At 65.6% G+C, this 16,456-nt stretch carries 18 protein-coding genes; 13 read left to right on the top strand and 5 right to left on the bottom strand.

Annotated elements, in window-relative coordinates; genetic code table 11:
• Window positions 1–474 carry a GNAT family N-acetyltransferase gene (locus tag IVB29_RS24455; protein ID WP_247505968.1) on the top strand — a complete coding sequence of 158 codons (474 nt, stop codon included), beginning with the start codon at window positions 1–3 and terminating at the stop codon, window positions 472–474.
• Window position 475: 1 nt separating this feature from the next.
• On the opposite strand, the gene IVB29_RS24450 is transcribed toward IVB29_RS24455, so the two are convergent.
• The gene (locus IVB29_RS24450; protein ID WP_247505967.1) at window positions 476–1,003 is read right to left on the bottom strand and encodes a DUF1003 domain-containing protein; all 528 of its coding nucleotides are present in this window, start codon (window positions 1,001–1,003) and stop codon (window positions 476–478) included.
• 112 nt (window positions 1,004–1,115) lie between these two features.
• Here IVB29_RS24450 and IVB29_RS24445 point away from each other — a divergent pair, with 112 nt between their 5' ends.
• From IVB29_RS24445 to IVB29_RS24410, 8 genes are all read left to right on the top strand, one after another.
• Complete coding sequence (locus IVB29_RS24445) at window positions 1,116–2,156, top strand: LacI family DNA-binding transcriptional regulator (protein ID WP_247505966.1); 1,041 nt, start codon at window positions 1,116–1,118, stop codon at window positions 2,154–2,156.
• Window positions 2,157–2,239: 83 nt separating this feature from the next.
• Window positions 2,240–3,697 carry a xylulokinase gene (xylB, locus tag IVB29_RS24440; protein WP_247505965.1) on the top strand — a complete coding sequence of 486 codons (1,458 nt, stop codon included), beginning with the start codon at window positions 2,240–2,242 and terminating at the stop codon, window positions 3,695–3,697.
• Window positions 3,694–5,016 (top strand): xylose isomerase, encoded by a 1,323-nt coding sequence (xylA, locus tag IVB29_RS24435; protein WP_247505964.1) that lies wholly within the window; start codon window positions 3,694–3,696, stop codon window positions 5,014–5,016. The genes xylB and xylA overlap by 4 nt, the downstream gene beginning before the upstream one ends.
• Window positions 5,017–5,028: 12 nt before the next feature.
• Entirely contained in the window at window positions 5,029–5,787 is a 759-nt protein-coding gene (locus IVB29_RS24430; protein ID WP_247505963.1) for an ATP-binding cassette domain-containing protein, read from the top strand.
• On the top strand, window positions 5,787–6,869 hold the full coding sequence (locus IVB29_RS24425) for an ABC transporter permease (RefSeq protein ID WP_247505962.1): 1,083 nt from the start codon (window positions 5,787–5,789) through the stop codon (window positions 6,867–6,869). Before IVB29_RS24430 ends, IVB29_RS24425 begins: the two co-directional genes overlap by 1 nt.
• Before the next feature lie 95 nt (window positions 6,870–6,964).
• Window positions 6,965–7,897: a sugar-binding protein gene (locus IVB29_RS24420; protein ID WP_247505961.1), complete on the top strand. Its 933-nt coding sequence runs from the start codon at window positions 6,965–6,967 to the stop codon at window positions 7,895–7,897.
• 101 nt (window positions 7,898–7,998) lie between these two features.
• Complete coding sequence (locus IVB29_RS24415) at window positions 7,999–8,976, top strand: aldo/keto reductase (RefSeq protein ID WP_247505960.1); 978 nt, start codon at window positions 7,999–8,001, stop codon at window positions 8,974–8,976.
• Between the two features lie 3 nt (window positions 8,977–8,979).
• Complete coding sequence (locus IVB29_RS24410) at window positions 8,980–9,828, top strand: amidohydrolase family protein (protein ID WP_247505959.1); 849 nt, start codon at window positions 8,980–8,982, stop codon at window positions 9,826–9,828.
• A gap of 197 nt (window positions 9,829–10,025) precedes the next feature.
• On the opposite strand, the gene IVB29_RS24405 is transcribed toward IVB29_RS24410, so the two are convergent.
• The 4 genes from IVB29_RS24405 to IVB29_RS24390 all read right to left on the bottom strand — a co-directional run bounded on the left by IVB29_RS24405 (window position 10,026) and on the right by IVB29_RS24390 (window position 13,611).
• Window positions 10,026–10,391, bottom strand: coding sequence for a nuclear transport factor 2 family protein (locus tag IVB29_RS24405; protein WP_247505958.1), 366 nt, complete (start codon window positions 10,389–10,391; stop codon window positions 10,026–10,028).
• 158 nt (window positions 10,392–10,549) lie between these two features.
• Window positions 10,550–10,900, bottom strand: coding sequence for a RidA family protein (locus IVB29_RS24400; RefSeq protein WP_247505957.1), 351 nt, complete (start codon window positions 10,898–10,900; stop codon window positions 10,550–10,552).
• 132 nt (window positions 10,901–11,032) lie between these two features.
• Entirely contained in the window at window positions 11,033–11,950 is a 918-nt protein-coding gene (locus IVB29_RS24395) for a PHB depolymerase family esterase (RefSeq protein ID WP_247505956.1), read from the bottom strand.
• 2 nt (window positions 11,951–11,952) lie between these two features.
• Window positions 11,953–13,611 carry an FAD-binding dehydrogenase gene (locus IVB29_RS24390; RefSeq protein WP_247505955.1) on the bottom strand — a complete coding sequence of 553 codons (1,659 nt, stop codon included), beginning with the start codon at window positions 13,609–13,611 and terminating at the stop codon, window positions 11,953–11,955.
• Between the two features lie 267 nt (window positions 13,612–13,878).
• Between IVB29_RS24390 and IVB29_RS24385 the strand changes: the two genes are divergently transcribed.
• The 4 genes from IVB29_RS24385 to IVB29_RS24370 all read left to right on the top strand — a co-directional run bounded on the left by IVB29_RS24385 (window position 13,879) and on the right by IVB29_RS24370 (window position 16,441).
• On the top strand, window positions 13,879–14,349 hold the full coding sequence (locus IVB29_RS24385; protein WP_247505954.1) for a hypothetical protein: 471 nt from the start codon (window positions 13,879–13,881) through the stop codon (window positions 14,347–14,349).
• Window positions 14,350–14,537: 188 nt separating this feature from the next.
• Window positions 14,538–14,732, top strand: coding sequence for a hypothetical protein (locus IVB29_RS24380; protein WP_247505953.1), 195 nt, complete (start codon window positions 14,538–14,540; stop codon window positions 14,730–14,732).
• Window positions 14,733–14,756: 24 nt separating this feature from the next.
• Window positions 14,757–15,347, top strand: a complete 591-nt coding sequence (locus tag IVB29_RS24375) for an SCO family protein (protein ID WP_247505952.1) — start codon at window positions 14,757–14,759, stop codon at window positions 15,345–15,347.
• A gap of 146 nt (window positions 15,348–15,493) precedes the next feature.
• Complete coding sequence (locus IVB29_RS24370; protein WP_247505998.1) at window positions 15,494–16,441, top strand: transporter substrate-binding domain-containing protein; 948 nt, start codon at window positions 15,494–15,496, stop codon at window positions 16,439–16,441.
• Window positions 16,442–16,456 lie beyond the last annotated feature (15 nt).

The raw sequence follows: 16,456 nt of genomic DNA, 5'->3' as shown, positions 1-16,456 counted from the left end.
ATGCAGATCCGGACCGGCGACACCTCCGATCCCCGCGTGATCGAGTTGCTCGATCATCACGTCACGGCGGCGCGGGCGCAGACCGCGCCGGGCAGCGCCCATGCGCTCGATCTGGCGGGGCTTCGCGCACGCGACGTCGCGTTCTGGACCGGCTGGGACGGCGACACGCTGGTCGCCACCGGCGCGCTAAAGATGCTCTCGGCTCATCATGGCGAGGTGAAATCGATGCACACACTGCAAACGACGCGGCGGCGTGGCTTCGGTGGCCAGATGCTCCGCCACATCGTCACGGAGGCACGTGCGCGCAGCTTGACGCGGCTCAGCCTCGAGACCGGCTCGTGGGATTATTTCAAGCCCGCGCATGCGCTGTACCGGGCGCACGGTTTTGTCGATTGCGGCCCGTTCGAGGGGTATGCCGAGGATCCCAACAGCCTGTTCCTGACGCTGGACCTGTCAGTGCCGGCGGGCCGATAGCTCAGGGGCGCGTCTCCTCGATCTTGTCGAGCACGCGCTCCGGCGCGATGTCCCGGGCCGCTTCCTCCAGGTCGCGCTTCGCGTCCGGCTTGACGTCGAGCCGTTCGGCGATCTGGGTGAGCAGGCGGGCAACCTTGGTCAGTTCGTGTTCCGCGAGCAGGCTGATCTGGAGATCGAGGTCGGCGCGCTTGTCGGCGGCCGCCGTCATGCGGTTCTGCGAGATCAGGACGAAGGTGGAGAGGAAGATCGCCTCGACCGAAGCGATCATCGCCAGTACCACGAAGCTCTCGTCCCAGGCCGGGATCCCCGGCAGCCAATGCAAATTGGCGATGATCCAGAAGCCGAACACGGCGAGGTGGAGGAAGACGAAAGTCATGCTGCCGGTGAAGGCCGTGACGGCGTCCGCGACCTTGTCCTGGCCCCTTGCCGCTTGTTGCTCGCGGCGGCGGCGCTCCACCAGCGCCTGAATGTTACGCTCCAGCGTCGGGCTCAGTCCCTCGCTGGGATCATGGGTGATGTCGTTACGCACGCGGCGGCAACGGCCGACCGGAACAGCTGTTCCTAACAGCGGCAGAACGAAAATCGCCGCCGCCCCTCAAAATGAGTTGCGTACCTCAAAACACCTCTGCTAGCCTTCGGCCATGGCCGATACCCTCACCGCGACCGCGCTGACGCTGAAGGACATCGCCCGCCAGGCGGGTGTCAGCCTCGCGACCGTGGACCGCGTCCTGCACAACCGCCCCGGCGTCCGGCCGGATACGGTCCGGCGCGTCCAAGAGGCGATCGAGCGCAACGCCTTCCAGCCGCATGTGGCCGCGGCCGAGCTCGCCCGCGGCCGGGCCCGCCGTTTCGCCTTCGTGATGCCGTCGGGGCCGAACCCGTTCATGCAGCAGATCGAGGCCTATCTCGGCGAGATGTCGGCCTGGCTCTCGGCGCGCCGGCTCAACGTCGAGATGATTGCGACTGACGTGTTCGATCCGTCCGTGCTCGCGGCCTCGCTGGAGGCGCTGTCGGCCGATTACGACGGCGTCGCCGTGGTCGCGCTGGACCATCCCCGCGTCCGAGCCGCCGTCAACGATCTCGTCGATGCCGGCACCAGGGTCGTCACGCTGGTCTCGGACGTGCCGTCATCGCGCCGCCACCATTATGTCGGCATCGACAACATCGCGGCGGGGCGCACCGCGGGTGCGCTGGTCGGGCGGCTGGCTGGCGGGCGGTCCGGCAAGGTCGCAATCGTCGCGGGATCGCAGGGCTTGCGCGATCACGCCGAGCGCATTTTTGGCTTCAACCAGGTGATGGCGTCGGAATTTCCGGAGCTGAGCGTGCTGCCGGTGCTGGAAGGGCGCGACGAGGACGACCGTTCCGGACAGCTGCTGGCGCGGCTGTTGGGCAGGCATGCTGACATTGTCGGCCTTTATAACGTCGGTGCCGGCACACAAGGCGTCGCGAAAGCGTTGAGCGATGCCGGCCGCGACAAGGTCGTGTTCGTCGGGCATGACGTCACCGCGCTGACGCGCCGGCTGCTGCTCCAGGGCGTGATGGATGCCGCGATCTCGCAGAATCCGGGACATGAGGCACGCGCCGCCGTGCGCGTGCTGCTCGCGCTCGCCCGCGGCGAGCCGATCCTGCGCGAACAGGAGAAGATCAGGATCGACATCGTGATGCGGGACAATCTGCCCTAGCGGCGGCGCGAATTTCGAGAAGGCCCGTTGCGGGGAAGGCGACTTGAAGTTCGCAGAGCGCATTGGGCGACAGGGAGGACGGCGTGTATCTCGGACTGGACATCGGCACGTCAGGTGTGAAGGCGGTGCTCACGAGCGAAGCCGGCGCGATTGTCGCGACGGCCGCACGTGAGCTTGCGCTGTCGCATCCCGCGCCGCTGTGGTCCGAGCAGGATCCCGACGCCTGGGTCGATGCGGCGATCGGCGCGGTCGATGATCTCGCAAGCCGCCATCCGCGCGATCTCGCGCGGGTAGCGGGCATCGGGCTGTCGGGCCAGATGCATGGCGCGACGCTGCTGGGCGAGAACAACCGCCCGCTGCGCCCCGCGATCCTCTGGAACGACGGCCGTTCGCAGGCTGAATGCGGCGAGCTGGAGCGGCGCTGTCCGTCGCTGCACACGATCGCCGGAAATCTCGCGATGCCCGGCTTCACCGCGCCGAAGCTGCTGTGGGTCGCGCGGCATGAGCCTGAGATATTCGCGCGGGTTGCAAAAGTGCTGCTGCCGAAGGCCTATGTTCGTTATCGCCTCACCGGCGAGATGGTCGAGGACATGTCGGACGCGGCCGGCACGCTGTGGCTCGACGTCGGCGGCCGCCGCTGGTCGGAAGCGCTGCTGCATGCGACCGGGCTCGATCTGAATCACATGCCGCGCCTCGTCGAGGGCAGCGAGGTGAGCGCGGTGCTTGCGCCGGACTTCGCGCGGCGTTGGGGCATGGCCAAAGACGTCGTGGTCGCGGGTGGCGCCGGCGATAATGCCGCGAGCGCGATCGGGCTCGGCGCGATCGCGCCCGGCGATGCGTTTCTGTCACTGGGAACCTCAGGTGTGGTGTTCCGCGTCACCGATCGCTTCGCGCCGGCGCCGGCCTCCGCCGTTCATGCGTTCTGCCACGCACTGCCCGGCCTCTGGCACCAGATGGGCGTGATGCTGTCGGCGGCGGCCTCGCTCGCCTGGCTCGCGGGTGTGATGGAGACATCGGCCGCAGCCCTGCTGGCGCCGCTCGGCGAGCGCGTCGATGGGCCAAGCCCGATCAAATTCCTGCCCTATCTCGACGGCGAACGCACACCGCACAACGATGCCGCCGCCAGCGGCGCCTTCGTCGGCTTGCGAGGCGCGACCGGCCGCGGCCAGATCGTGCAGGCCGTGCTCGAAGGTGTCGCCTTCGCCGCGCGCGACAATCTGGCAGCACTGAGCGCGGCGAGCGGGCCTATCACTGAAGTCGATCTCGTCGGCGGCGGTTCGCGTTCGCCGCTATGGGCGCAGATCTGCGCCGACGTGCTCGGGATTCCCGTCCACCGCGTCGAGGAGGGCGAGGTCGGCGCAGCGCTGGGCGCCGCGCGGCTCGGGCGCCTTGCCGCCACCGGTGAAGATCCGGCCGAAATCTGCGTCCGCCCGCGCCGGCTCGCAAGCTTTGTGCCCCGCGCATCCGTCGCATCCGTCTATGACGATGCCTATCGCCGCTGGCGCGCGCTTTATCCCGCGTTGAAGGAGAGCCTCAAGTGAACGCGTCAGCCAAATTCTTCGATGCAAGCACGCCTGTCGCCTTTGCCGGCAAGGATGCGGCAAGCACGCATGCCTTCCGCTGGTACGACAAGGACCGGCTCGTGCATGGCCGCAGGCTCGAGGATCATTTGCGCTTTGCAGTCTGTTATTGGCATTCGCTGTGCTGGCCGGGCGGCGATCCCTTCGGTGGCGAGACCTTTTTGCGGCCCTGGCATCGCGGCTCAGATGCGATGGCAATGGCGCGCGCCAAGGCCGATGCCGCCTTCGAATTGTTTCGTCTGCTCGACGTGCCCTTCTTCACCTTTCACGACGTCGATGCCGCACCGGAAGGCGCTTCGCTCCGCGAATCCGTCGCCAATCTCAACGCGATCGCGGATGTGTTCGAAGAAAAGATGGCTTCCGCAAAAGTCCGCCTGCTCTGGGGCACCGCAAACCTGTTCACGCATCGCCGTTACATGGCGGGCGCCGCAACCAATCCGGACCCCGAGATCTTCACCTATGCGGCCGGCCAGGTCCGCGCCGCGCTCGAGGTGACGCACCGGCTCGGTGGCCAGAATTACGTGATGTGGGGCGGCCGCGAGGGCTACGAGACGCTGCTCAACACCGATCTCAAGCGCGAGCTCGACCAGCTCGGCCGCTTCGTCGCGCTCGTGGTCGAGCACAAGCACAAGATCGGCTTCAAGGGTCCGATCCTGATCGAGCCCAAGCCGAAGGAGCCGACCAAGCATCAGTATGATTTCGACGTCGCCACCTGCTACGGCTTCCTGGAACGCTACGATCTCCTCAAGGACGTCAAGCTCAACATCGAGCAGAACCACGCCATCCTCGCAGGCCATTCCTTCCATCACGAGGTCGCGCTGGCCGAGGCGCTGGGCGTGTTTGGTTCGCTCGATATCAACCGCGGCGACGATCTGCTCGGCTGGGATACCGACCAGTTCGCGATGAACGTCGGCGAACTGGCACTGGTGTTCCACGAGATGCTGAATCGCGGCGGCTTCACTTCGGGCGGGCTGAATTTCGACGCCAAGATCCGCCGCCAGTCGATCGATCCCGACGACCTCATCCATGCCCATGTCGGCTCGATGGACGCCTGCGCGCGCGCCTTCCTGGCCGCCGCCGACATGATCGATGCCGGCGCCCTCACGACGCCACTCGCCACGCGCTACGAGGGATGGGCCGGCCCCGAGGGCCGGGCCATTCTCGGCGGCCAGCGTTCGCTCGCCGATCTCGCCGACCATGCGATGAGCCCCGGCTTCGACCCGCAGCCGCGCTCGGGGCGGCAGGAATATCTGGAATCCCTGGTCAACCGCCATCTCTGAGCGAGGCCGCCGATGACAAGTGCTGACGTAACACCGGTCCTGGAGCTCTCCGGCATCGGCAAGGAGTTCGGCGCGATCCGCGCGCTGCATGGCGTCGACATGCATGTGTTGCCGGGCGAAGTGGTCGGCCTGATGGGCGACAACGGTGCCGGCAAGTCGACGCTGGTCAAGATCATCGCCGGCAATTTCCGCCCCAGCCATGGCGAGATCCGCTTTGCCGGCGATGCGGTCCATTTCAGCCGGCCAATCGATGCCCGAGCAATCGGCATCGAGGTCGTCTATCAGGACCTCGCGCTCGCCGACAATCTGACGGCCGCCGCCAACGTCTTCCTCGGCCGCGAGCTGAAGCGCAGATTTGGGCCGCTTGCCTTGCTCGACCACAAGGCGATGGCGGCGCGCGCGCTGGAGCTGTTCGGCGAGCTGCGCTCGGAGACGCGGCCCGATGACCTCGTCAAGCAGATGTCGGGCGGCCAGCGCCAGGCGGTCGCGATCGCGCGGACGCGGCTCTCCAACGCAAGGCTGGTGATGATGGACGAGCCGACCGCCGCGATCTCGGTCCGCCAGGTCGAGCAGGTGCTGGGCCTGATCCACCGGCTGAAGGAGCAGGGCGTCGCCGTGATGCTGATCTCGCACCGCATGCCCGACGTGTTCGCGGTGTGCGACCGCGTCATCGTCATGCGCCGCGGCGAGAAGCGGGCCGACAAGCCGATCCACCAGACCTCCCCCGAGGAAGTCACCGCCCTCATCACCGGCGCGAAGGAGGCGGCGTGATGGCCATGCCCCTGGAATCTCCCGTCACGTTCTCGAATGTCGGCAAGATCAAATGGTGGCAGCGCGGCATCTTCGCCTCGCAGACCGGCTACGTGCTGCTCGCACTCGCCGTGCTGCTGGTGATCATGCATTTCGCCAGCCCGTATTTCTTCACCGAAGGCAACATGCAGAACGTGGCGAAGAATTTTTCCTTCATCGCCATCGCTACCCTCGGCGTCACCTTCGTGATCATCACCGGCGGCATCGATCTGTCGGTCGGATCGATGATGTGCTTCTCGGCCATGATCACCTCGATGGTGATGACCGAGTTGTCGACGCCCGGCTCGCCCGCGGGCGCGCTGTTCGTGCATATGGCGGCCGACGGCAAGACGGTGCTGGCCAACGTACCGGGCCTGATCTTGCTGGTCTCGATCCTCGCCGGCCTCGGCGTCGCGCTGATCGGAGGTCTCGTCAACGGCTTCTGCATCGCGGTGCTGGGCTTGTCGCCGTTCGTGACCACGCTCGGCATGCTCTCGATCGTGCGCGGGCTCGGCTATGTCGTGTCCAATGGGCGCGGCAGTTTTCCGGGCGGGCCGGATGCCGATTATTTCTACGCACTGACCTCGGGTGACATACTCGGCCTGCCCGTGCCTTTCATCTATCTGGTGGTCCTCGCGCTGGCGATGGCGGTGGTGCTGCACCACACTTCGTTTGGTCGCCACGTCTTCGCGCTCGGCGGCAACGAGAAGGCGGCCGAACTCACCGGAATCCCGGTGGTGCGGGTGAAGATCGAGGTCTACGTGATCTGCGCGCTCGCGGCCGGACTCCAGGGCATCATCATCTCCGGCTGGCTTGGATCTGCGCCGGCCAACATGGCGACGTCCTACGAGCTCAACGTGATCGCGGCGGCCGTGATCGGCGGCGCCAATCTGGCCGGCGGCATCGGTGGCCCGCTGGGGGCCATCGTCGGCTGCGTGCTGCTCGAAGTGATCCGCAACGGTCTCGTGCTGGCGCAGGTCAGCTCCTACTGGCAGCAGACGCTGGTGGGCGTGATCATCATCCTGGCCGTGCTGGTCGACCGCATCCGCTCGCGGATGATTTGACGTGACGAACGTTCCGGGAGGGCAACTAAAATGCCGCCTGTCCGCTTCCCGGACGTTATCGAGAGGATAGGCGCTAAATAAGGGTGGAGGAGACAATGAGGAAACTTCTTCTTGCCGGCATCGCCGTCGCGCTGATGGCGACGCCGGCGCTTGCGGCGAACTACCGCTTCGTGATCGTGCCCAAGGCGATGAACAATCCGTTCTTCGATTTTGCGCGCGACGGCTGCCTGAAACGGGCCAAGGAGCTCGGCAATATCGAGTGCATCTACAAGGGACCGGTGGAGCACGAGCCGGCGACGCAGGCGCAGATCATCCAGGACTTCGTCACCCAGAAGGTCGACGGCCTCGCCATCTCGGTTGCCGACGTCGCGGCCATGACCAAGTCGATCGAGGCGGCGACCGCGGCCGGCATACCCGTCATCACCTTCGATGCCGATGCACCGGGCTCCAAGCGCATCGCCTATATCGGCACCAACAACAAGGAATTCGGCGTCGCGCTCGGCAAGCAATTGCTCAAGCTTCGGCCTGACGGCGGCAAATACGCGATGGTCTCGGGCGGTCCGGGTGCCAAGAACCTCGCGGAGCGTGTCGACGGCGTCCGCGAAGCGCTGAAGGGCTCGAAATGGGCCGAGGTTGCGGGCTCGCCGACGTTCTGCAACGACGATCCCGCGCTCGCGGTCCAGCAGATGACGGACATGCGCACCGCAACGCCCGACCTTGCCGCGATTGTTCCCGTCGGCGGCTGGCCGATGTTCGCCCCCGAAGGCTTCAAGGCCTTCGCCTCGAGGTCCAAGAAGGAGATCGATTCCGGCAAGTTCACGCTGGTGGTCGCCGATACGCTGAAGATGCAGCTTGAACTGTTGCGCGATGGCTATGCCAACGCGCTGGTCGGCCAGCGTCCGTTCGAGATGGGCGAGAAGGCGATGGACACGCTGCTCGCCATCAAGAAGGGCGAGAAGGTGCCGGAGATCGTCTATACCGGCCTCGATCTCGTCACCAAGGACAACGTCGCGCAGATGTTGAAGTAACGGAATCAAAATAGGAGTGTCGCCAGCCCCACACTCCTATGCTCTCTCCCGCTTGCGGTCCCCGCAGGCGGGAGAGATATTGGCGTTTGGAAGGAATTGGAATGCAGCGTTCGCGACTGGGCTCACTTGACGTCACCTCGATCGGCCTCGGCACCGCGCCGCTCGGCGGATTGTTTGCTCCAGTCAGCGATGCCGACGCGGAAGCGACGTTCGCAGCCGGCTGGTCGGCCGGCATCCGCTTCTACGATACCGCGCCGCTCTACGGCTTTGGCTTGGCGGAACGGCGGCTCGGCGCATTCCTGCGGCAACAGCCGCGCGGGTCCTACGCCATCTCGACCAAGGTCGGTCGCCTGCTGCGTGCGCCCAATGGCGCTGCCGCCGAGGACGAGCATTACAAGGGCGCGCCGCGCGAGCGGCCGGTGTTCGATTTCTCTTATGACGGCGTGATGCGCTCGGTCGAGGAGAGCCTGGCACGTCTCGGGCTCGACCGCGTCGACGTTCTGCTCGTGCATGACCCCGACGATCATTATGACGCGGCCGTCGCCGGCGCGTTCCGCGCGCTCCAGCGCCTGCGCAGCGAGGGGACGGTCAAGGCGATCGGCGCCGGCATGAACCAGTCGGAGATGCCGGTCCGTTTCGCCGAGGCCGTGCCGGTCGACTGCTTCCTGCTTGCCGGACGCTACACGCTGCTCGACCAGGGCGCGCTGGATGCGCTGTTTCCGGTCTGCGCGGCCAAAAACATCGGCATCCTGCTCGGCGGCATCTACAACAGCGGAATCCTTGCCAACCCGGGGGCGGGCGCGAAGTTCAACTATGAGGATGCCGATGCGGCGCTGATCGCACGAGCAATCGAACTGGACGAGCTCTGCCGCAAGCACGGCACCGAGTTGAAGGCGGCCGCGCTTCAGTTCTGCATGGCGCATCCGGCGGTGACGGTCGCCGTGCTCGGCGCGCGCAACGCCGGCGAGGTCGCCGACAACATTGCGATGTCGCAGGCGCCGGTGCCGCCTGCCTTCTGGCAGGAACTGCGCGCACAAAATCTCGTCGATGCCCGCGCGCCGCTGCCGGGCGGAGCGTGAGCCATGATCATCGACGGCCACCAGCACTTCTGGGATCCCGCACGCGCCGACTATCCCTGGATGGATGCGCCCGAGCTAGCGCCGATCCGCCGTGCCTTCGGTCCCGCCGATCTCGCGCCATTGCTGAAAACCAACGGCATCGATGCGAGCATCGTGGTGCAGTGCCGCTCCGCGCTGGAAGAGACCGAGGAATTTTTGCGCATTGCGCATGCGACGCCCCAGGTGATTGGCGTCGTCGGCTGGGCCGATCTGACGGATGGCGCGCTTGGCGACACGCTCGACCGGTTGTGCGCTTCACCCGGCGGCGACAAGCTCGTCGGCATCCGCCACCAGGTCCATGACGAGGCCGATCCTGACTGGCTGCTGCGCGAGGACGTCCAGCGCGGCCTCACCGCAGTGTTCGCCCACGATCTCACCTATGATTTTCTCGTCCGCACCCGCGAGCTCCCCGCTGCGATCGGAACGGCGCAGGCGTTTCCGCAGGCGCGTTTCGTGCTCGACCACGCCGCAAAGCCGCCGATCGTCGATGGTGGCAGCGCCGAATGGTCCGATCGCATCAAGGCGCTCGCGGTGTGCGGCAATGTCTGGTGCAAGATCTCGGGGCTCGCGACGGAAGCGAAGTGGGACGACTGGAATGCTGAGCGGCTGCTTCCGTTTGTCGAGCATGCCGCGAAATGTTTCGGCGAGGATCGCCTGATCTTCGGCTCGGACTGGCCGGTGTGTCTGCTTGCCGGGAGCTATGGCGAGATCAAGAGCGCGCTGGAGGCGTGTCTGGCGAAGGTCGGGCCAAAGGTGCGCGAGAAGGCGTTTGGGGCGAATGCGAAAGCGGCGTATCGGTTGTCGATTAGTTGAAGTCGCCGCGCTCTCCTCTTCCTTCTCCCCTTGTGGGAGAAGGTGGCGCGAAGCGCCGGATGAGGGGTCTCTCTCCACGCGTTCAACTCGCGAGATTCATGCGCTGAGAGAAACCCCTCACCCCAGTGAGCCTGTGTCTGCGAGTGGAGATGCCCTCTCCCGCAAGGGGAGAGGGCGCAGCAACGAGCAGCGTATCCTCATGCGCCCGCCGGCACCTGGTCCAGAAATCCCGTGATGCTCCTGATCCGCCCATCCTTCAGCACCGCAAAATCCGTTCCCTTGATCGGGCTGTCGATGCCATCGGGGCCAAGTCCCCAGCTGAAGCGGATATGGTCGCCGAAGCCATTGGGCTCGCCGATCAGCGTGAACTTGAAATCGGGAAAGCGCTGCTGCACGCCTGATATCAGCGCGTCGATGCCGTCCTGGCCGTCGCCCTTCATCAGCGGATCGACATAGCTCGCATCCGCCGTCCAGTTCTGGCTCAACAATTCCCGCCGGCGGCTTGTCGTGCGCTCGTTCCAGAGATCGATGTAGCGGCGGGCGATGATGACGGGGTCGGTCATGGGGTGCTCCTTCGATGGCGCCGGGGTCGGCTGTCCCGACTATCGAAGGTTCGCGTGCGCTAATCGATTACCTCGGAGGTCATCGTCACGCGCAAAAAAAGAAGCGCGATGATGCTCTCATCGCGCTTCAGACGTTCGCAACAATTTCAGCGCGAGGATTACTTCGCAGCCGTCACCATGATCTCGACGGTGTATTGCGCCGCCGCGAGCTTGGCCTCGACGGTGGCGCGGGCCGGGGTGTTGCCGGGCGAGACCCAGGCGTCCCACGCGGCGTTCATCTCGCCAAACGTCTTCATGTCGGTGATGTAGATCGTGGCCGAGAGCAGTTTTGACTTGTCGGTGCCCGCCTTGGCGAGATGGCTGTCGATGGTCTTCAGGATGTCCTGGGTCTGCTTGGTCACGCTCTCGCCGGCCGCGTTGCTGGCGACGACGCCGGCAAGATAGACGGTGTTGCCGTGCACGACGACCTGGCTCATGCGCGGGCCGGTTTCAAAACGCTGAATGCTCATTTGGGATCTCCTGCTGGAATGGCGGCCCTGTCTAGCCCAGCGACCCGCGCTCTGCCACCCCCGGCACGCATGCGTTGCCGAGCACGCATGCGTTGCCAGGCACGTATGCGTCGCCGGCCAGCATGCGCGGCCTCAGGGAAATTGACTGAAGAACGTCCAGATCGCCTCGGCGCCGTCGATGTCGCCGTTTTGCGGCCCGAGCAGGCCGGCGGCGAGCTTCGGGAAGTGGGCGTCTGGAAAAAGTCCGGGCATGCGATGGCCGCCGTTGTTGACACGATAAAGCAGGACATCGTGCCCGATCGGGCAGCGCGAGGTGATCCGCGTGACGGTGGACTGGTCCGCGGGGTTCTTGTCGGGCAGGTCGGCGGTCGTGGCGTCGTTCGCATCGCAGCCATTGAGCTTGCGCCAGAATGCCACGGTCTTGCTGGTCGGCCAAAATCCGTCGGCGGCAAAATAGCTCGAGCCGCGGCCGCCTTCGTAGGGGATCAGCGGATCGACCGTGCCGTTCATGATCAGCATCGGCAGGCCGCGCGAGGGATGGCAGGCGGCGGCCGATTCGTCGGTGAGGTTCATGATCACGCTTGCCCCGGCCGCGAACAGATCGGGACGCGCGCAGACCAGCGTCATCGTCATCGCGCCGCCATTGGAGATGCCGGTGACATAGACGCGCCTGCCATCGGCGGTGCCGTCGGCCACCAGCTTCTCGACCAGCCTGGTGATGAAAGCGACGTCGTCGGTCCCCTCAGGCGGGCCGCGGCCGGCGCGCCGCTCCTCGGGCCGTGCATCGGCCCACGCGTTGTTCAGCCCGTCGGGATAGGCCACCGAGAAGCCGTCGCGCTTCGCGATCAGTGGCCACGCCGTCCGCGTGATCATGTCGGCGCCGCGCTGGGTCTTGCCATGCAGCACGATCACGAGCGGTGCCGGCCGTTTCGCCGGCAGTTGCGCAGTGTAGGATCGCATCACGCCGTTGACGTCGATCGTCTCGGCGGACGCAGCCGGGGCGGCGGCGAGACCGGCAAGAAGCGCCCAGATGTGCGTCCACCGCCGCATGATCAGCCCACGGCCTTCGCCGCGGCGCGGCCCGCATTGCGGCCCGAGAACAGGCAGCCGCCGAGGAAGGTGCCTTCCAGCGAGCGATAGCCGTGCACGCCGCCGCCGCCGAAGCCGGCGGCTTCGCCGACCGCATAGAGGCCGGGAATGACGCTGCCCTCGCTGCCGAATACGCGGGAGTCCAGGTCGGTCTCGAAGCCGCCGAGCGTCTTGCGTGTCAGGATGTTGAGCTTGACGGCGATCAGCGGCCCCTGCGCGGGATCGAGGATCCGGTGCGGCGACGCCGTGCGGATCAGCTTGTCGCCGATGTAGCGCCGCGCGTTGTGGATGTTCATCACCTGCGCATCCTTGACGTAGGGATTGGCGATCTCGCGGTCGCGCGCCTCGATCTGCATCCTGATGTGCTCGAGCTTGAGGAGGTCGCCGCCGGCGAGCTTGTTCATGGCGGCGACGAGATCCTCGATCTTGTCGCGTACGATGAAGTCGACACCATGGCTTTTGAACGCTTCCACCGGCGCCGGCGCGCCCTTGTTGGTGGCGCGTTTGATCGTCATGCGCCAGCTCTTGCCGGTGAGATCAGGGTTCTGCTCCGAGCCCGACAGCGCAAACTCCTTCTTGATGATGCTCTGGGTCAGGATGAACCAGGAATAATCGTATCCGGTGGACATGATGTATTGGAGCTGGCCGAGCGTGTCGGACCCCGGGAAGAGCGGCGGCGGCAGTCGCGTGCCGGTGGCGTCGAACCACATCGAGGAGGGGCCGGGCAGGATGCGGATGCCGTGGCGCGGCCAGATCGGATTCCAGTTCTGGATGCCCTCCACATAATGCCACATGCGATCCCGGTTGATCAGACGGGCGCCTGATTTCTCGGTGATGCCGATCATGCGGCCGTCGACATGCTCGGGCACGCCGGAGATCATGAACTTTGGCGGCTCGCCGAGCCGCTCTGGCCAGTTCTGCCGCACCAGTTCGTGATTGCCGCCGATGCCGCCGGACGCCACGATCACGGCCTGCGCCTTCAGCGAAAATTCGCCGACGATAGTGCGCGAGGAGCTTTTTCCCCGCTCGACGTGATCAGGCGCGAGCACCGCGCCGCTGATGCCATCCACGGTGCCATTGGTGATGGAGAGCGCATCGACGCGATGGCGGAACTTGAAAGTCAGCCGTCCGCTTTTGACTGCTTCGCGTGCGCGGCGCTCGAACGGTTCGACGATGCCCGGACCGGTGCCCCAGGTGACGTGAAAGCGCGGCACCGAATTGCCGTGGCCCATCGCGTCATAGCCGCCGCGTTCGGCCCAGCCGACCACGGGGAAGATGCGATGGCCCATCGCTCGCAGCCAGTCGCGCTTCTCGCCGGCCGCGAATGCCACATAGGCCTCGGCCCATTGGCGCGGCCAAAAGTCCTCGTCGCGGTCGAAGCCGGCGGTGCCGAGCCAGTCCTGCATGGCGAGCTCTTGGGAGTCCTTGATGCCCAGCCGGCGCTGCTCCGGCGAATTGACCAGAAACAATCCGCCGAACGACCAGAACGCCTGGCCGCCGAGCGACTGCTCGCCCTCCTGGTCGACCACGATCACCCGCTTGCCGGCGTCGGCAATCTCGGTTGCGGCAACCAGTCCCGACAGTCCTGCACCGACAACGATGACATCAGTCTCTTCAGCCATGTGTTTCCCCCACCATCGGTTCCCCCCTGTAGTTGCCCGGGATTGAAGCCAGCGGTTGCAACTGAGATCAAGGGCCAGGCGCGTAAGAGTTCGTTAACTTGTTCCACTTTGGGATTGAAACGGGCCTGAGTGCAGCGCGGACGCAACACTGGATTTGAATTTGTTTTGAGCGAGCCGGCGTGCCTAGACAAAACCTTGGTTACGACAGACGCTAGCGACGCATCACCACCTGACACGAAGATTCGAATTCGACTGGGGCGGGGGACAATGAAGTTTCTGACGGGGTTGCTGGCGGCGGTCCTCCTGATCGGTTGCATGGGGGCTTCTCACGCGGTGGTTCGCATCGCGGATGACCGTGGTGGACGGATCGGAACTTATGTCGACAAATACCAGGACCTGCGCCAGTCCGGTGACACCGTGATCATTGACGGCCTCTGCGCTTCGGCCTGTACCATCGTCCTCGGCGCCATCCCGCACGACCGCATCTGTGTGACCTCGCACGCGACGCTGGGCTTCCACGCCGCCTGGGATTTCGGCACCAACGGCCGCGCCGTGACCAACTCCGAAGCGACCCAGATGCTCTATGCGATGTATCCCTCGCAGGTGAGGCGCTGGATCAACCAACGCGGCGGCCTCACCCCGCACATGCTGTTCCTGAAGGGCAAGCAGCTCCAGGCCATGTACAAGCCCTGCTACCTGGACGCACAGGCCTCGGCGCTCAAGCCGTCGTCGCGATAAGCGGAAGTCGGTCGTTTCCACGCCGATCTTTATCTTTCGTCATGGCCGGGCTTGTCCCGGCCATGACGAGTATGGGGTGACCGCCGAGCACCTCATCACCAATTGATCTCCGCCATCCCCGCCACGCTTGCCCGGCCCCGCCCGAGCGCCTATTTCAAAGGCAGGGAACCCTCCACCCGATCGTTGTCATGGCTCAACCGCTGCACCCGGCGCATCCTGTATCGGACAATTCGCCCACTGCCGGCCGGCTGCCGTTCGTGCTGCTGTTGGCAGGCACAGGCATCGGCGGGCTGGTCGTGGCCGGCGCGCTCGCGCTCTGGTTCCACTACGGCTCCCAAATGTTCTTCGAAATGATCAGGGCCGGCTTCGCCGCCTGCTTCTGACGCCCGACAGGAAGTTTTCCGCTCATGAGCTCCGCCGCCCGCCCGCTGGTGATCGCGACCGCCTTTGCCGCAAGCCTCGTCCTCGGGCTGCTGATCGTGTTCTGGGCCATGGGCGGGGTCAGCAAGGTGGCGCAGCCGGCCGCGATCGGCGGGCCGTTCCAGCTCACCGACCAGCACGGCGCGGCCGTCACCGACAAGAACCTGAAGGGCAAGCCGACCCTGATCTTCTTCGGCTACACCCATTGCCCCGACGTCTGCCCGACCTCGCTGTTCGAGATCTCGGAAGTGCTGCGCGCGATGGGCAAGGACGCCGACAAGGTCAATGCCGTCTTCATCTCGGTCGATCCCGAGCGCGATACGACAGCGACGATGAAGGACTATCTGGCGAGCTTCGACCCGCATCTCGAAGGCCTCAGCGGCGACCCCGCCGAGACCGCCAAGGTGATCACCTCCTACCGGGTTTATGCCAAGAAGGTCCCGACCAAGGACGGCGACTACACCATGGACCACACCGCGCTGATCTATCTGATGGACCGCGACGGCCGCTTCGTCTCGCCGTTCAACCTGAAGCGGACCCCGGAAGAGGCGGCTGCGGATTTGAAGCGGTATCTCTGAGGGCTCGTCTGTCTGCCGCGAGCTCCGCTGCAACCTCTCCCGCTTGCCGGGGAGGGAGCGCACCTCCCCGCAATCCGCGCTCGCGTTCCCGGCCGGATGGTCTATAAGGCCCTCCGATCCCAATGAAATTCGTTCATTTCCGGCCGATGGCTCCATCGCAACAGGCGAAATCGTCCAAATCTGCCCGTGGCTTGCTGAAAGGCCTCGCCGTCGGCGCGTGCCTGCTCGCAGGCCTGCCGTACGCGAACGCGCAGGCACCAGCCAAGCAGCCTCCGGCGGCGCCCCAGGGGACGCAGCAGGCCACGCCGCAAACCGCACCCCAGGCGGCCCCCCAAGCCGTCCCCGGCTTCTGGGACCCAAGGCGGCGGCCGGAGCGGCCGGACCTGTCGCGCCTGACCGTGATCCGCTTCCTGACCGAGACGGACTATCCGCCGTTCAACTACACCGGCGCCGACGGCAACCCGGCCGGCTTCAACGTCGATTTGGCCCGCGCGCTGTGCGAGGAGATCAAGGTCACCTGCACGGTGCAGATGCGCCGGTTCGAGACGCTGGTCGACGCGCTCTCCTCCAACCGGGGCGACGCCATCATCGCCTCGATGGCGGTCAGCCCGCAGCTGCGCGCCCGCGTCGACTTCACCGATCCCTATTACCGGGTGCCCGCGCGTTTCGTTTCGCGCAAGGATGCGGTGATGCCGGAGATCCGCCCCGAATATCTCGAGGGCAAGAAGGTCGGCGTGGTCGGCGGCTCCGCGCACGAGGCGTATCTGAAGGCGATGTTCACCGACGCCGAGCTGCACGCCTATCCCAATGACGATGCGCTTCGCGGTGCTTTGCGCAAAGGCGAGGTCGATTTCATCTTCGGCGACGCCATCTCGTTCGCGTTCTGGATCAACGGCACGGATTCCGGCGATTGCTGCGCGTTCTCAGGCGGCCCCTTCGTCGAGAGCCGCTTCTTCGGCGAGGGCATCGGCATCGCCGTGCGCAAGGGCAATGACGTGCTGCGCCAAGCCCTGAACTGGGCCCTGTTCCGCGTCTGGGAAAAAGGCCGCTACACGGATTTATGGCTGCGGTATTTTTCGGTGAGCCCGTTTTAGTCTCTTCGCCTCTCC

Origin of the sequence: Bradyrhizobium sp. 1, assembly GCF_023073315.1 — a bacterium.
GTDB lineage: Bacteria > Pseudomonadota > Alphaproteobacteria > Rhizobiales > Xanthobacteraceae > Bradyrhizobium.
The sequence above is the reverse complement of the archived record's forward strand: the minus strand, read 5'-3'. Positions and strand labels throughout refer to the sequence as shown.

Excerpts from the sequence above, each read along its gene's own strand:
- IVB29_RS24455 (WP_247505968.1), top strand. The coding sequence starts at position 1 with ATGCAGATCCGGACCGGCGACACCTCCGATCCCCGCGTGATCGAGTTG.
- IVB29_RS24445 (WP_247505966.1), top strand. The coding sequence starts at position 1,116 with ATGGCCGATACCCTCACCGCGACCGCGCTGACGCTGAAGGACATCGCC.
- IVB29_RS24430 (WP_247505963.1), top strand. The coding sequence starts at position 5,029 with ATGACAAGTGCTGACGTAACACCGGTCCTGGAGCTCTCCGGCATCGGC.
- IVB29_RS24425 (WP_247505962.1), top strand. The coding sequence starts at position 5,787 with ATGGCCATGCCCCTGGAATCTCCCGTCACGTTCTCGAATGTCGGCAAG.
- IVB29_RS24420 (WP_247505961.1), top strand. The coding sequence starts at position 6,965 with ATGAGGAAACTTCTTCTTGCCGGCATCGCCGTCGCGCTGATGGCGACG.
- IVB29_RS24415 (WP_247505960.1), top strand. The coding sequence starts at position 7,999 with ATGCAGCGTTCGCGACTGGGCTCACTTGACGTCACCTCGATCGGCCTC.
- IVB29_RS24410 (WP_247505959.1), top strand. The coding sequence starts at position 8,980 with ATGATCATCGACGGCCACCAGCACTTCTGGGATCCCGCACGCGCCGAC.
- IVB29_RS24405 (WP_247505958.1), bottom strand. The coding sequence starts at position 10,391 with ATGACCGACCCCGTCATCATCGCCCGCCGCTACATCGATCTCTGGAAC.
- IVB29_RS24400 (WP_247505957.1), bottom strand. The coding sequence starts at position 10,900 with ATGAGCATTCAGCGTTTTGAAACCGGCCCGCGCATGAGCCAGGTCGTC.
- IVB29_RS24395 (WP_247505956.1), bottom strand. The coding sequence starts at position 11,950 with ATGCGGCGGTGGACGCACATCTGGGCGCTTCTTGCCGGTCTCGCCGCC.
- IVB29_RS24390 (WP_247505955.1), bottom strand. The coding sequence starts at position 13,611 with ATGGCTGAAGAGACTGATGTCATCGTTGTCGGTGCAGGACTGTCGGGA.
- IVB29_RS24385 (WP_247505954.1), top strand. The coding sequence starts at position 13,879 with ATGAAGTTTCTGACGGGGTTGCTGGCGGCGGTCCTCCTGATCGGTTGC.
- IVB29_RS24380 (WP_247505953.1), top strand. The coding sequence starts at position 14,538 with ATGGCTCAACCGCTGCACCCGGCGCATCCTGTATCGGACAATTCGCCC.
- IVB29_RS24375 (WP_247505952.1), top strand. The coding sequence starts at position 14,757 with ATGAGCTCCGCCGCCCGCCCGCTGGTGATCGCGACCGCCTTTGCCGCA.
- IVB29_RS24370 (WP_247505998.1), top strand. The coding sequence starts at position 15,494 with ATGGCTCCATCGCAACAGGCGAAATCGTCCAAATCTGCCCGTGGCTTG.